Consider the following 14562-nt stretch of genomic DNA (forward strand, 5'->3'; position numbering starts at 1 on the left):
TGGGGGCGGGAAAGTCGCGTGATCGGCGCCTTCTATGAGGATTCCCTGCGAGGAGGAAGCGTGCACATCGAGTATGCCGACGGCCGCGTCCGGCCGCTCGTCTCCGAACGCTGGCTGCGACCGATCGAGGGCGATGAGCACATCCTGGCCCGATGCGGCGGGCCCACCCTCGATGTCGGTTCGGGGCCCGGGAGGCTGACCGTGGCGCTCACCCGGATGGGCGTTCCCGTCCTGGGCATCGACGTCACCCCGCTGGCCGTCAGCCTGACACGGCGCGCCGGCGGCCTGGCCCTGCGCGGCAGCGTCTTCGACCCCCTTCCCGGTACCGGCCGGTGGTCCGAGGCGCTGCTGGCTGACGGCAACATCGGCATCGGCGGTGACCCGGAGGCCCTGTTGCGGCGCCTGCGGGAGCTGCTCAGGCCAGGCGGTGCGGTGATCGCCGAGCTCTCCCCACCGGGGTCGCGCAGCACGGTGGAACGCGTACGGCTGCGCCAGGACGAGCGGGCGGAGGACTGGTTCGCCTGGGCGACCGTCTCCGCCGACGACATCGGCGCGCTCGCCCGGCGCTGTGGATTCCCCGGCGCCGAGCGCTGGAAGGAGGCCGGGCGATGGTTCGTGACCCTGTCATGAACGACCCCGTCACGAACGACCCTCCCGCGAGAAGGAGGCCCGTCGAGGCGGCCACCGCGCTCGTCCGGAGCCTGCCCGGGCGCTTCACCAGCCCCCTGCACTCCGAGCGTGTGGCCGCCCAGCTCGGCATATGGCTCGGCATCAGCTTCACCGTCGCCCTGGTGACGGGCCTGATCAGCCACTTCATGCAGCATCCGCCGCCGTGGATGCTGTGGCCCTCGCGGCCGGTCAACCTGTACCGGGTCACGCAGGGGGTGCACGTCATCGGCGGGCTGGCCACGATCCCGCTGCTCCTGGCCAAGCTGTGGAGCGTCTACCCCAGGCTGTGGCAATGGCCGCCCTTCCGGTCCCTCTCGCACGCCGTGGAGCGGGGGCTGGTGCTCCTACTCGTCGGTGGCGCGCTGTTCCAGCTCGTCACCGGCCTGCTGAACATCTCCTACGCCTACCTGTGGCCGTTCTCCTTCCCCGCGGCGCACTACTGGACGTCGTATGTGCTCTACGGCGCCCTTCTCATCCACGTGGTCAACGAATGGGCGAAGGTCCGCGCGAACCTGTGGACCCGCGAGCGCGTCGAGGCACCGGAGGTGACCCGGTCGCGGCGCCGTTTCCTGGGCACGGTCGCCGCCGCCTGCGGGCTCACCGTCATGGTCACCGTCGGCGAGACGTTCGCGCCGCTGTCGAAGCTGGCGGTTCTGGCGCCGCGGGCCCCGCAGGCGGGCCCGCAGGGCGTCCCGGTGAACAGGACGGCGGTCGCGGCCGGGGTGACCGAGACGATCCGCCGCCCGGACTTCCGGCTCGCGATGACGGGGGCGGTGCGCGCCGAACTGTCACTGACCCTCGCCGAGCTGGCGGCGATGCCGCAGCACACCGCCCGGCTGCCGATCTCGTGCGTGGAGGGGTGGAGCGCCGAGGCCGAGTGGGGCGGGGTGCGGCTGCGCGACCTCGCCGAGCGCGCCGGCGTCGCACCGGAGGCCGTCCTGGTGGTCGAGTCGCTCGAACGGTCCGGCGCCTACAACTCCAGTGAGGTGCGGGCGCCGCACTGGAACGACCCGCTCACCCTGCTGGCCCTGCGGATCGACGGCAGCCCCCTGGACCCCGACCACGGCTACCCGCTCCGGCTGATCGCGCCCAACCGGCCGGGAGTCCTGCAGACCAAGTGGGTCACCAGGGTGGTGGTGTCATGAACGGGAGGATCCGCCGCCGGTCCGCGTACGGCGTGGGCGCCGCTTTGATCATCATGGGATTCACCGGCCTGCTGCTGGAGGCCGACCGGACCGATCCGCTCGGCTGGGCACTGTGGTTCGGCGGCCTGATCGTGGCCCACGACGCGCTCATCGTGCCGCTGGTCCTGCTGGCCGGCGCGGCCACCGCCTGGCTGCGCGAGCCCTTCCTGTCACCGGTGCGCGCCGCACTGGTCACCGCGGGAATCCTCTGCCTGGTGGCCCTTCCCGCGGTCCTCGGCATCGGCAGGAGGGCCGACAACCCCTCGCTGCTGCCCCTGGACTACGGCCGCAACCTGGCCGCCGTCCTGGCCGTGATCGCGCTCGCCGCCGCCTGCGCGATGGTCGTGTCCCGCCTGCGCACCCGGCCGAGGGAAAGGACCCGGGTATTGCTGGGCGCGGTCGCGGGGCTCGCGGGCGGCCTGATCATCGGCTCCCTCATGGCCTACCAGGGCATGGTGGGCCCCGCCGGCTGGGCGTCCTTCGTCGTCCACGCGGTGATCCTCGGCGCCGTGCTGGGAGCCGTCGCCGGGGAGCGGGCACGGGACCTGGCCACGGCCTTCTCCTGCGGCATACTCGTCGGCCTGCTCGACTGGGTGGTGTGGCACCTGACGCTGCGGCCTCTCCTCGCGGGCGAGATCCCCACCTGGACGATCACTTCCGGAGACCGGTCCTTCCACGTCCTGGTCGGGAACGTCCTCCTGGGCGGGATCACCGGGGCACTGCTGTACGGAGCACTCACCGCCCACCGCCTGGCGGCGACGCGATCCGCGCCCGCCGCGCCGGTCGCGCCGCCCCGGGTCGTCATCGTCGGCGGCGGCTTCGGCGGGGTGAGCACGGCGCGGAGGCTGGACCGCCATGCCGCCCGGGGGCTGCATGCCGAGGTCACCCTGATCAGTGACACCAACGCCCTGCTCTTCACGCCGATGCTGGCCGGTGTGGCCTCCAGCGCGCTGGAGCCCCGGCACGTCAGCGCCCCGGTGCGCGCCGCCCTGTCACACACGGCGTTCCTGCACGGGCACGTGGACGCGATCGACACGGTACGCCGCGTCGTGCACGTGACGACCGGGGAGGAGGGCATGGCGGCGGTGCCCTACGAGCATCTGGTCCTGGCCGTCGGCTCCGTGCCGCACTACTTCGACCTGCCCGGCCTGGCCGAGCACGCCTTCGCGTTGAAGACGATCGGCGACGCTACCCGCCTGCGCAACCACGTGCTGGGCGCGCTGGAGGACGCCGACCTCGAACCCGACCCGGTGCGACGCGCGCAACTGCTGACCATCGTCGTCGCCGGCGGCGGCTTCGCCGGGACGGAGCTGATCGCCGAGCTGTTCGACCTCGTGCACGGGGTGCTCCACCAGTATCCGAACATCCGCGACCGCGAACCGCGTTTCGTCCTCGTGCACGCCGGTGAGGGCATCCTGCCGGAACTCTCCGCCGAACTCGGCGCGTACGCGCTGGAGAAGTTGCGCGGCAGGGGGATCGAGTTCCATCTGAAGACCCGGGTCGCCGAGGCGAGCCCCGGTGCGGTACGGCTGAGCGACGGGCAGACGATCCCCACCTGCACGCTCGCCTGGACGGCGGGCAACCGCCCGCACCCTCTCGCCGGGGCGCTGCCCGCCGAACACGGCCGCGGCGGGTCCGTCGTCGCGGACCCGTTCCTGCGGGTCACCGGGATCGACGGCCTGTGGGCGATCGGCGACTGCGCGCGCATCCCAGGCACCGACGGCCTGCCCTGCCCTCCGACCGCGCAACACGCGCTGCGCGAAGGGCGGACGGCCGCGGACAACATCGCCGCCGTACTCCGTGGCCGCCCGCCCGCGGAGTTCCGCTTCCGGGGTCTCGGCATCCTGGTGGCGCTGGGTCACCGAACCGCTGTGGCCGAGATCCGCGGCCACCGGCTGTCAGGGCTGCTCGCCTGGATCATGTGGCGGGCGATCTACCTGGCCAAGCTTCCCGGAGGGGAGCGGAAGGTGCGCGTCCTGGCCGACTGGTTGATCGACCTGGCCTTCCCCCGCGACATCACCCTCACCCCCTCCCCGCCTCCCTCCCGCCTAGGCACGACACCCGCACCTCCCGCCGGCTCCGGTGAACCCGGGAGCGGCGGGGAGCCCGGGAGGCCCGAGGGGCCCGCACCTTCCCTTCCCGGAGGAGACCATGAGTGAGCCGACCGGCGAGCTGACGCGGAGCGGCCGAGGCACCCCGTCCGGGGTGCTGCCCGGAGCCGTGGCCGGACTGGCCGGTGGGCTGGTCTTCGGCGTCGTCATGGCGCTGATCGGCTTCCTGCCCACGGTCGCCGCCATCGTCAGGACCGACTCGATCCCGGTGGCCTTCACCGTGCACATGCTGTTCGCGGCGATCATCGGAGCGGGCTTCGGGATCCTCGTCGTGCGGCAGCGGACCCACGCCAGCGAACTGCTGTTCTGGGGCCTGGTCTACGGGGCCCTGTGGTGGTTCCTCGGCCCGCTCACCCTGCTGCCGATCCTGCTCGGCAAGCCGGTCACCTGGGATCTGGCCAGCGGCCAGAACCTGCTGCCGAGCCTCATCGGCCACCTTGTGTACGGCACGGTCACCGCGGCGGCGTTCGCGTTCCTGAGACGCTCGAAGGCGCCCGGGGCCCGGCGGCCGCGGGTCGCGAGCGTGGTCCGGGGCCTTGCGGCGGGGGCCCTCACCGCCCTGGTACTGGTCGTCGGCCTGCGCGTCATGGCCGAAGCGGTGCCCTACGGCCTGCCGGCCACCGGCCTTCTCCTCGGAGCCGGATACCCGCTGCTCTTCGGCGACCGGCCGGAAGGCACCGGCCCCGCGCTGATCCGCGGCATGGCCTACGGCTTCGCCTGGTGGATCCTCGTGGCCCTGACGATCCCCTCCCTGATCTCGGACGGGACGCTGAAGTGGTCCCTCACCGGCGTGCGGGACGCGGTGCCCCAGTTGCCCGCCCACCTGCTCCTGGGGGCCGGGACCGCCGCCCTCTTCGTCTGGCTCGGCGGCCTCGCGCGCGTTCTGCTGGAGGAGGACGTCCGGCGGCTGCGCCCGCAGACGTTCGGTCCCGGCAGGTTGCGCGCCGCCGGGTACGGAGCCGTGTCCGGCCTGGCCGGCGGCCTGGTCTTCGCCCTGGTGCTGTTCCCGAGCGGCCTGCTGCCCACCGTGGCCCGCCTGGTGGGCGCCACCACCGCCATGCCCGGCCTCCTGGCCCACCTGGTGATCGCCATGGCCGTCGGCGTCTCCTACGCGACCTTCTTTCGCGGCAGGAGTTTCGACCTGACGTCCGGGCTCGGCTGGGGCGTCTCCTACGGCTTCCTGTGGTGGATCCTCGGCGCCCTCACCCTGACGCCGGTCCTGCTGGGCGGGCCCGCGCGGTGGACCGCTGCCGACCTGGCCGGGGCCTTCCCCGTCCTGATCGGTCACCTGGCCTACGGCGCTGTCCTCGGCGCTCTCTACCAGCGGCTGGAACAGCGGGCCAGCCCGTGGTGGCTCACCCGCGGCCAGGCCGACGCCGAACGCAGGACCGCCCTGCGCGAGCAGACCCTCGGCTCGGCCCCCGCGCTCTGGACCCTGGTCCTGCTCATCGCCCTGACCCTGCCCATTCTGATCACGAACTGACCTGTCGCGCCAGCCGCTCCTGGGGTCCCGGTAGTAATGAAGAAATTTCCAACGAAGTAGCCTCTGACCTGTGATAACGGAGGTGTTTGACCGCCTGTGGCGGTTGGTGATCACTGCCGCTACGTTCGTTCCGGTTTTGTCCGGTACGGCAGGTGGGGTGGTGCGTTGTCCGAGAAGATGTTCTCCGAGGAGCAGTTGGAGCAACTGCGTTCGTTCCCGGAGATCAGCAGCGATGAGTTGATCCGATATTTCACGCCGACGTCGGCTGACGTGGCGTTCGTCGACCCCGGTCGTGGGCGGCGCTCGGTGGATCAGCTGGGCATGCTGGTCCAGCTGTGTACGCTGCCGTGGCTGGGATTCGTGCCCGACGATGTGGCCTCGGCGCCGCCGGCGGCCGTGGCCCGGGTCGCGCAGCGGCTGGGCGTACCACCGGCGGCGCTGCGACTGTACGGGCACCGGGCCCAGACCCGCTCGGACCACCTGGCGCAGGTCGCCAGGTACCTGGAGTGGAAGAGCGCTCCCGCAGAGGGCCAGGCGATGAAGGAGCTGGAGCAGTTCCTGCTGGATCGGGCGATGGAACACGACTCGCCGACGCTGCTGTTCAACCTGGCGCGCGAGTATCTGATGGCGGCCAAAGTGATCCGGCCCGGCGCCCTGGTCTTGGCCAAGATGGTCGGCACGGCCCGCAAGGGCGCCGCCGATCTGACCTCGCAGCTGGTAGGGCACCTGCTGACGCAGGAGGTCCGCGCCGACCTGGAGCGGATGCTGGTGGTGGATGCGGGGCTGGGGATGACCCGGCTGGAGTGGCTGGTCACCCCGGCCCGGGACGCCTCGGCGACGTCGGTGAAGAGCGCGATCGACAAGTTGGCCTGGCTGCGCGCGATCGACGCCCACCAGATGGATGTGTCGGTATTGCCGAACGAGCGCCGCCGGTTCCTGGCCCAGGTCGCACGCCGCTCGACCAACCAGGGGCTGGAGCGGCGCAAGGAGCGTAAGTCCCCGATCCTGCTGGCGTTCGTGGCCCAGGCCGCGGTCGACCAGCTCGATGAGGTGGTGGCCCTGTTCGACCAGGCGGTCTCAGCGCGGGAGTCGCGGGCCAAATCCAAGACCGACGAGGCGCTCATCGAGCGGGCCAAGCGGGGCGAGGTCCAACAACTGCTGATGGAGGAGATCCTTCCGGTGCTGGCCGACCCGTTGGTTGCCGACGACGAGGTCGGTGGCCTGCTACGTGAGCGGATCGGCATGCAGAGGCTGCGGGAGATCATCTCTGATGTGTGGAAGCCGCTGCCCCGGGACCACGGGCGGCTGTCGGAGCTGGAGTCCTCCTACACCTACCTGCGTCAGTTCACCCCGAACGTGCTGGCCGCGATCGATTTTCAGGGCGGGCCGGGCACGGGCGAGCTGATGGAGGCGGTGGCCATCTTGAAGGAGATGAACCGGCTCGGCGGCCGTAAGGTGCCCGCGAGGGCGCCGACCGCGTTCGTGCCGGCCCGGTACGCCGACTACCTGGCCAAGGCCCGCAGGTCTGGGGAGGACACCGCCTACCGCCACTTCTGGGAACTGTGTGTGATCTTGTGTCTGCGGGACGGGTTGCGCAGCGGGGATGTGTTCGTGCCGGGTTCGCGCCGCTACGCCGACCCTGCCACCTACCTGTACACGCCCGAGCAGTGAGCGCCCCGGCAGGGCGAGTACTGCCGTCTGGTGGGCAAGGCGTCGAACGCGGCCCAGGCGCTGGAGCAGGGCAAGGAGGAACTGCACGCGGCGCTGGCGGAGCTGGAGCAGACGCTGGCCGGCGCCGCATCGGATGAGACCGGGACGGTCCGCCTCGATGAGGAGGCCCACCTGGTGGTGGCGCCGCTGTCGGCCGAGGACGCCCCGGCCGAGGCCAAGGCGCTGAAGGAGGAGCTGGCCGCGATGCTGCCGTTCGCGCCGATCGCCTCGCTGCTGATCGAGCTGGACGCTCGCACGCATTTCCTGGACTGTTTCACCCACGCGGGTGGGCGCAAGCTGAGCACGTCGGCCGAGACCAAGCGCAATATCTTGGCCGTGCTCATCGCGATGGCCACCAACCTGGGCCTGGCGCGCATGTCGGAGGCCTGCGGGGTGTCCTATGACGTGCTGGCCTGGACGATGGAGTGGTACATCCGGGAGGAGACGCTGCGCGAGGCCAACACGGTCATCGTCGACCACCACTACCAGCTGGAGCTGGCCAAGGTGTTCGGCGGCGGCACCATGAGCTCCTCCGACGGTCAGCGGTTCCCTGTGCGGGGCAAGAGCCTGAGCGCCCGCACGATGGTGATTCACGGCGGGCAGGTGCTTTCGACCTACACCCACGTCTCGGATCAGTGGTCCACCTACGGCACGAAGATCATCGTGCCGACGGCGCGGGAGGCGCACTTCGTCCTGGACGACTTCCTGGGCAATGCCACCGATCTGCCGATCGTCGAGCACGCGACCGACAGTCACGGAGCCACATTGATCAACTTCGCGTTGTTCGACCTGGTCGGCAAAGCGCTCACCCCGCGGATGCGGGACCTGACCCGGGTCACCCTGGTCCGTGACGACACCCCGACCGAGATCGCCAAGCGCTACCCGCACGCCGGGCCGCTGCTGGGCGCGTGCTGAAATGAGGATCTGGTGGCCGACTGCTGGCCGGACCTGCTGCGGATGGCCGGCTCGTTGAAGTACGGCCAGGCCACCGCCTCGCTGATCGTCGGCAAGTGGTCGGCCGCCTCCCGGCAGAACACCCTGGCGGCCGCGCTGAAGGAGTGGGGCATGCTACGCAGGACCGTCCACCTGGCCAAATACCTCTCAGACCCGGCCTTCAGAAGGAAGATCTCCCGCCAGCTGAACAAGGGCGAGAGCCTGCACGCTCTGCGCCGGGACCTGCATTACGCCCAGCAGGGCACGATCACTCGCCCGCATCTGGAGCAGCAGACCGAGCAGGCGTGGTGCTTGACCCTGCTGACCAACTCGGTGGTCGCCTGGACAACGGAATATTATTCCAGAGCGGTGCTGGAGCTGCGCTCCCAGGGCCGAGAGGTGCCGGATGGGATTTTGTCGCATATCTCGCCCGGCCACAGCGACAACATCAACTTCTTCGGCGTCATCAACGTCGACGTCGAGGCGGAACTGGCTAAGCTCGACACCAGCGGCTGGCGGCCGCTGCGGCCCGCGCAACTAAGTGCAGCGGCTGGTCCCTGCACCGGCTACGCCACAGCGCGCTGACCCACGAGGCCGAAGACGGCACCAACACCCCGACCCTGCTCGCCCGCTCCCGGCACGCCTCGGTCCGCTCCCTGGAGCGCTACGCCCGCCCCGGCGTCGACGCCGTCGCCGACCACGTGGCCAGCCGCGACCCGGCCGCTCGCCGTCGGATCCGGTAAGCCGATCGGCTGCCGCGAGTGCCCTTGACCGGTCGCCGGTCAGCCACACCCCACGGCGGATTTCCGGCGTACCTTGGCCAGCCCCATCCGGGTTGCCCTTCGGACACTTACAGCGCCTCTGACCTGCGCCTTGCCCTTTTGACGCTTGTTTTCCTGCCCCCTGCGCCGTACCCGAACTGAGGATCGTCGCTCACGGCTCACACCATAAGCGGATCGAGACCTTAGTCATAGGGGTCCGGGGTCGCAGCAGGTCAGAGGCTACTTCGTTGGAAATTTCTTCATTACTACCGGGACCCCCTCCTCCGACGTACGGCCGGGCGCGGGCCGGGTTCCTCGGGTCGCTCCCGTCCCGAGCGCGGCGAGAGCGGCGGCGAAGCGGGACGAGGGCGCCTCGGCCGCCACCGCCGCGGCGTCGCCCGCGGTGTCCACGTCCCGCAACAGGGGCAGCATCCCCACCGACAGACCCGCCGCGCGCAGCCGCGACAGCTGGGCGGCGCCCGTCGTGGGCTGCGACATCGGCACACCGAGCAGGAGCGCGGGGTCGGGCCGGCGCAGGCCGAGCAGCCAGAACCCGCCGTCGGCGGCGGGGCCGAACACGGCGTCGCGGGTGGCCAGCGCGGCCAGCGCGCCGGCCAGGAGCGCCGGGGTGACCTGCGGGGTGTCCATGCCGATCAGGACCACGGGCAGCGGATGAGCCCGGTAGGCGTCCTCGAAGGCGGCGGTGAGCCGCTGGTCCAGCCCGATGCCCCGCTGCGGCAGGACGGCGAAGCCCGGCGGCAGCCAGGGGCCGGTGCCGCCGCGCAGCGCCAGCACCCGGTGGCGCGCCGGGGCGCGGGCCACCGTGCCCAGGGTGTCGGCCAGCGCTGCGGTGGCCAGAAGCGCGGCCTCCTCGGGGCTGAACGGCGGGGTGAGTCTGGTCTTGACCCGCCCGGCCACCGGTTCCTTGGCGATGACGACGATCTGACCGTCACACTCGTGACCGGCCCGCTCCCTACCCGCCCGGCCGTCCTTCCCCGCGCGGGCCGCGTCACGCCGCCCGCCGTCGCGGGCGGGTACGGTCTGCTGTGCCGCGTTCCGGTCGTCACGAGCGTGTGCGCCCCGCCGCGACGCGCTCGGGTCGCCGGTCATCGTGTACCGCCCGGTTCGCCCAGGACCTTGCGCATGTCGCCGACCGCGCGCAGCGTGCCGCGTACGGTGCCGGTGACCTTGGACCGTCCGGCGCGGGGCAGGTAGTCCACCCCGGTCTCGGCGATCCGCCAGCCCCGGTCGGCCGCCCGCAGCACCATCTCCAGCGGGTAGCCGAAGCGCCGGTCGGCCAGGTTCAGGGCCAGGAGGTCCGCGCGGCGGCAGGCACGCATCGGGCCGATGTCGCGCAGCCTCGTGCCGGTACGGCTGGCCAGCCGCCGGCCGAGGAAGGCGTTGCCCAGCCGCGCGTGCAGCGGCCAGGCCGCTCCCGGCACGGGGACCCGCCTGCCGAGCATCAGGTCGGCGTGACCCGAGACGACCGGCCCGGTCACCCGGGGGAGCTGGCCCGGGTCCAGAGACGCGTCGGCGTCCATGAAGCACACCACCTCGCCGGTCGAGGCGAGCAGTCCCGCGTGGCAGGCGGCGCCGAACCCGCGCCGGGGCTCGCTCACCACCAGCGCCCCCAGCTCGGCCGCGACATGCGCCGATCCGTCCGTGGAACCGTTGTCCACCACGATCGGCCGGTAACCGTCCGGCATGCGTTCCAGCACCCACGGCAGGGCCGTCTCCTCGTCCAGGCACGGGAGCACCACATCGATCTCCATGCTTGAGACGCTAAGGTCGGCAGGGCTTGTCAACCCTTACGGAGTGGTGACGTGTCGCGGGAAAATACCAGCTCATCGCTTGAGACGCTAAGGTCGGCAGGGCTTGTCAACCCTTACGGAGTGGTGACGTGTCGCGGGAAAATACCAGCTCATCCCTAATGTAGGAGGGTGATCAAACACTTCCGGCGGGGGGTCAGGGGCCTGCGTGCGGCGTGGGCGGGTGCCGTTCCCGGTGGCCGCCGGAGCGGGCCGGCGCTCGCGGTCTGGGCCTCGCTCGTCGTCGCGGCGTTCGCCGCCGGGGCCGTCCTGCACGCGCTGGGCATGCTGCCCATCGACCACCTGCCGCCCCTGCACGGGCACTTCCGCACGCCGTCGGTCTCGCTTCTGCCGCCCCTGCTCCTCGGCGTCCTCGCGGTCGCCGTGCTGCCCGCCCTGACCGCACGGCTTCGCTTCGGCGCGGCCCTGCTCGTCGCGTACGGCACCACCCTGGCCTGGACGGTGCTGCTGGCCGTCTCCGGCGAGGGACTGGCCCACCCGTTCACCAGCCGGTACGAGTACCTGGCCGTGCTGCCCGCCGTCGGGGACGACCCGCTGGGCTGGCTGGCCTCCTTCACCGAGCGGCTTCCCAGCTATCCCACCCATGTGCGGGGGCACCCGCCGCTGCCCGTGCTGGTGCTGTGGGCCCTGGCCAGGGTGGGGCTGCCCGGCCCGTTCTGGGCGGCGGTGCTGGTCGTGGTGGTCGGCTGCTCGGCGGTCGTGGCCGTAGTGCTCACCGTACGACGGCTCGCGGGAGAGGAAACGGCCCGGCGCGTGCTGCCGTATCTCGCCCTGAGCCCAGTCGCGGTCTGGATCGCCACGAGCATGGACGCCCTCTTCGCGGGTGTGGGCGCCTGGGGGGTGGCACTGCTGGTGTCCGGGAGCGCCCGGGGCGGGGCTCGCGTTCTCCCGGGGGTGGCGGCGGGAGTGCTGCTGGGGGCCCTGCCGTACCTCAGCTACGGCCTCGTGCCCTACCTGCTGATCCCGGTGGTCGCCGCCGCCGTCGCGCGGATCTCCCGCGCGACCGCGGTCGCCTGCCTGGCGGGGGCGGCGGCGGTCACGGCGGTCTTCGCCGCGGGCGGCTTCCTGTGGCCGTCGGGAGTGCTCGCCACCCACGCGGAGTGGGCCGCCGACCCCGGCGCGGCCCGGCCCTACCTCTACTTCCTGATCGCCAATCTGGCCGTACTGGCCCTGCTGGCCGGCCCGGCGACCGCCGCGGGCCTGGCGCGGATGACGCCCGGTGGCGTGCGCGCCCTGGTCGCGGCGGCGCTCGTGGCCGTGCTCGCGCTCGACGTCAGCGGGGTGACCAGGGGAGAGGTCGAGCGCATCTGGGTTCCCTACGCCACCTGGATCGTCCTGGCCGCCGCCTGGTCGCCGAGGTCGCCGAGGTCGCAGGAATCGCCGAAGTCACAGGGGGCACCGGGCCGCCGGTGGCTCGCCGTCCAGGTCCTGACCGGACTCCTGCTGCAGGGCCTCGTCATCTCCCCGTGGTGATCCACCGGACTCGCGTGCCGGTACCCGCCGTGACGGCCCGGTGAGCTCGCAAGCGCCCGGGACGGGTCATGACCACCCAGGGTCGGAACATGGACCCGGCATACGCGATGTCTTCGACCCCGACCTACCCGCGATCGACTTCACCGCGCCTTGACCGAGACGGCGTAGACGGCCAGCAGGCCGGAGGCGAGCGCTTGGGATCGTGGTGAGGCGTTTCGGGCGGTAGTCCGAGGCTGGACCATGGGGCACGGCGCTCTCGCCGATCTTGACGCTCGTTGACAGGTCCCTACAGGTGCGCCGGGAAGTCTGCTCGGTTCTCGAGTCTCGGGCTGGGGTCAGCCGGTCTGCCGGTGCCAGCGGTGCAGCAGGGCGGGGAGCTCGCCGAGCAGGAATTCGTAGAAGGCGTGCATCTGGGCCAGGCGCTGATGGGCGGGATCGTCCTCATCGGTGGCGGCGATTCCGGCGGCCGCGGCCTGGAGCATGGCCTGGATGACGGTGTTCTGGCTGGTGAACAAGGTGGCCCAGGCGTCGTCGCGGAGCCGGTAGTGCTCGCGGCGGTTCCCGGGGGCGGGCAGGCGTTCGATCAGCCCGACCGTCAGCAGGGATTTGACCGCGCCGGAGACCGAGCCCGCGCTGACCTCCAGCCGGCCGGCGATCCCGCCGGCGGTGACACTGTCCTGGTCGGTGAACAGGAAGATCGCCAGGGTGCGCGCGGCCATGCGCTGCAGCCCGCCCTCGGTCAGTGTCAGGGCCAGTCGTTCCGCCGCCTGCCACTGCTCATACCGGTCGTCCACGTGCTCGCCTCCTTGAGGAGAACCAGGATACCGAACAACCCGACTCTTCAGAAATTTCTGAAAATTCGGTATATTCCTTATATCGGGCTCTCGCGAGAGGTCCGATGGTGTGCCGGGAAGCCTGGTCGGCGATGTGACCTCCCATCAGCCTCGACAGGAAGTTGGCCAGCCATGACCCTGCTCAGCCGTATGTACGGCGTGCGCCCCGCCCCACGTCACCGGGTGCGTGTCCGGCGGAATGTGAAGACCCCCGCCTCCGACGGTGTGCGGCTGCCGGCCACGCGCCACTACCCGGCAGGCCAGCGGCGGCCGATCGCTCAATGTGGGCGACGGCGTCGTCCGGCTGCAAGAACCCGGCGTCACCCGGGCGGGCGATGTCCGGGGGGCCGACATGGCCCTGTGGCCGATAGCTCACCGCTTCCGGCGCGGCCACCGTATCCGGCCGCAGGTCTCCAGCGGCGCCCACCCGCGCTTCGGCCGCAACCCCGGCACCGGCGAACCAATCGCGGCCGGGCGCGGCCCGCGCGCCTCGGAACGCGAGACCTTCCATAACCACCAGCACCCGTCAGCCCTCCGGCTGCCCCTCACTCCAGGAGCATCGTGAAACTACTCGTTCTCGGCGGCACCCACCATGTGGGCCGCGCCATCGTCGAGGCCGCGCTGGAGCGCGGCGATGAGGTGAGCACGCTCAACCGCGGCCTCAGCCGCGCCCCCGCGCCCGGCGTGCGGGCACTCATCGCCGACCGCACCGACCCCGAGTCCGTACGGCTGGCGCTGGGTGACGGGGAGTGGGACGCGGTCGTCGACACGTGGGCCTGGGCGCCGCGGGTGGTGCGCGACAGCGCCCGCCTGCTGGCCGGCCGGGCCGGGCACTACGGCTACGTCTCCAGCCGAGGCGTGCACCGCTGGCCTTGGCCCGCGGGCGCCGACGAGCAGGCGCCCCTGGTCGACGGCGACCCCGCCAGCGGGGAAGCCGCCGACTACGCCGCCGCCAAGCGCGGCGGCGAGCTCGCCGTTCTGGAATCCTTCCCCGGAGCGGCGCTGCTGGCCAGAGCAGGCATGATCCTCGGCCCGTACGAGGACGTCGGCCGCATCCCGTGGTGGCTGCGCCGCCTGGAGAAGGGCGGGCGCGTCCTGGCCCCCGCCCCGGCCCAGACGCCTCTGCAGTACCTCGACGTCCGGGACCTGGCCACCTGGATGCTGCGCTCGGCCGAACGCGGCCTGAGCGGCGCCTTCACCACGACCGGCCCGCCAGGCGCGATCACCCTCGGCGACCTGCTCACCACGGCGCTGGACGTCACCGGCTTCGACACCGAACCGGTGTGGGCGCCGCCGGAACTGCTGCTGCGGCACGGCCTGCCGCTCGGCATGGAGCTCGGGCTACGGCTGCCCGACGGCAGCGCGCCGAGCGGCATGCACGACGCCGACGTCAGCGCCGCCCAGGCCGAAGGGCTCATCACGCGGCCGCTGCGCCAGACCCTCGCCGACACCTGGGCCTGGCTCCAAGCCGAAGGCGACCCGGTGCCCCGCGCCGATGCGCCCTCCCCCGACACCTGGCTCGACGCCGCCGCGGAACAGCGACTGCTCGACCAGCTCTCCCACTAAGGAACTCGAC

Annotated in this window: 11 protein-coding genes and 1 pseudogene; 9 read left to right on the top strand and 3 right to left on the bottom strand. The window is 71.8% G+C overall.

Features of this window, described 5'->3' with window-relative positions:
- The first annotated feature begins 60 nt into the window (after positions 1–60).
- From OG884_RS35005 to OG884_RS35030, 6 genes and pseudogenes are all read left to right on the top strand, one after another.
- Complete coding sequence (locus OG884_RS35005; protein WP_326640013.1) at positions 61–630, top strand: methyltransferase domain-containing protein; 570 nt, start codon at positions 61–63, stop codon at positions 628–630.
- On the top strand, positions 609–1814 hold the full coding sequence (locus OG884_RS35010; protein ID WP_326640014.1) for a molybdopterin-dependent oxidoreductase: 1206 nt from the start codon (positions 609–611) through the stop codon (positions 1812–1814). The genes OG884_RS35005 and OG884_RS35010 overlap by 22 nt, the downstream gene beginning before the upstream one ends.
- Entirely contained in the window at positions 1811–4012 is a 2202-nt protein-coding gene (locus tag OG884_RS35015) for an NAD(P)/FAD-dependent oxidoreductase (RefSeq protein WP_326640016.1), read from the top strand. Before OG884_RS35010 ends, OG884_RS35015 begins: the two co-directional genes overlap by 4 nt.
- On the top strand, positions 4005–5447 hold the full coding sequence (locus OG884_RS35020) for a hypothetical protein (protein WP_326640018.1): 1443 nt from the start codon (positions 4005–4007) through the stop codon (positions 5445–5447). Before OG884_RS35015 ends, OG884_RS35020 begins: the two co-directional genes overlap by 8 nt.
- Positions 5448–5612: 165 nt before the next feature.
- Complete coding sequence (locus OG884_RS35025; protein WP_326640020.1) at positions 5613–7118, top strand: DUF4158 domain-containing protein; 1506 nt, start codon at positions 5613–5615, stop codon at positions 7116–7118.
- Positions 7119–7361: 243 nt separating this feature from the next.
- Positions 7362–8675 (top strand): annotated as a pseudogene (locus tag OG884_RS35030) (transposase).
- A gap of 416 nt (positions 8676–9091) precedes the next feature.
- Here the strand turns inward: OG884_RS35030 and OG884_RS35035 are convergent.
- Together OG884_RS35035 and OG884_RS35040 are read right to left on the bottom strand one after the other, a co-directional pair.
- A complete protein-coding gene (locus OG884_RS35035) occupies positions 9092–9961 on the bottom strand; it encodes a TIGR04282 family arsenosugar biosynthesis glycosyltransferase (RefSeq protein ID WP_326640022.1) in 870 nt (289 codons plus the stop codon).
- Complete coding sequence (locus tag OG884_RS35040; protein ID WP_326640024.1) at positions 9958–10623, bottom strand: glycosyltransferase family 2 protein; 666 nt, start codon at positions 10621–10623, stop codon at positions 9958–9960. Before OG884_RS35040 ends, OG884_RS35035 begins: the two co-directional genes overlap by 4 nt.
- Before the next feature lie 168 nt (positions 10624–10791).
- On the opposite strand from OG884_RS35040, the gene OG884_RS35045 reads away from it, so the two are divergent.
- Positions 10792–12153, top strand: a complete 1362-nt coding sequence (locus OG884_RS35045; RefSeq protein WP_326640025.1) for a hypothetical protein — start codon at positions 10792–10794, stop codon at positions 12151–12153.
- Positions 12154–12488: 335 nt separating this feature from the next.
- Here OG884_RS35045 and OG884_RS35050 read toward each other — a convergent pair whose 3' ends face one another.
- Positions 12489–12947, bottom strand: coding sequence for a GbsR/MarR family transcriptional regulator (locus tag OG884_RS35050; RefSeq protein WP_326640028.1), 459 nt, complete (start codon positions 12945–12947; stop codon positions 12489–12491).
- Positions 12948–13269: 322 nt separating this feature from the next.
- Here OG884_RS35050 and OG884_RS37765 point away from each other — a divergent pair, with 322 nt between their 5' ends.
- Complete coding sequence (locus OG884_RS37765) at positions 13270–13551, top strand: CocE/NonD family hydrolase C-terminal non-catalytic domain-containing protein (RefSeq protein ID WP_442811596.1); 282 nt, start codon at positions 13270–13272, stop codon at positions 13549–13551.
- Positions 13548–14552, top strand: a complete 1005-nt coding sequence (locus tag OG884_RS35055) for a reductase (protein WP_326640029.1) — start codon at positions 13548–13550, stop codon at positions 14550–14552. The genes OG884_RS37765 and OG884_RS35055 overlap by 4 nt, the downstream gene beginning before the upstream one ends.
- Positions 14553–14562 lie beyond the last annotated feature (10 nt).

It is taken from the genome of Streptosporangium sp. NBC_01755 (assembly GCF_035917995.1).
In the GTDB taxonomy this organism is placed as follows: domain Bacteria; phylum Actinomycetota; class Actinomycetes; order Streptosporangiales; family Streptosporangiaceae; genus Streptosporangium.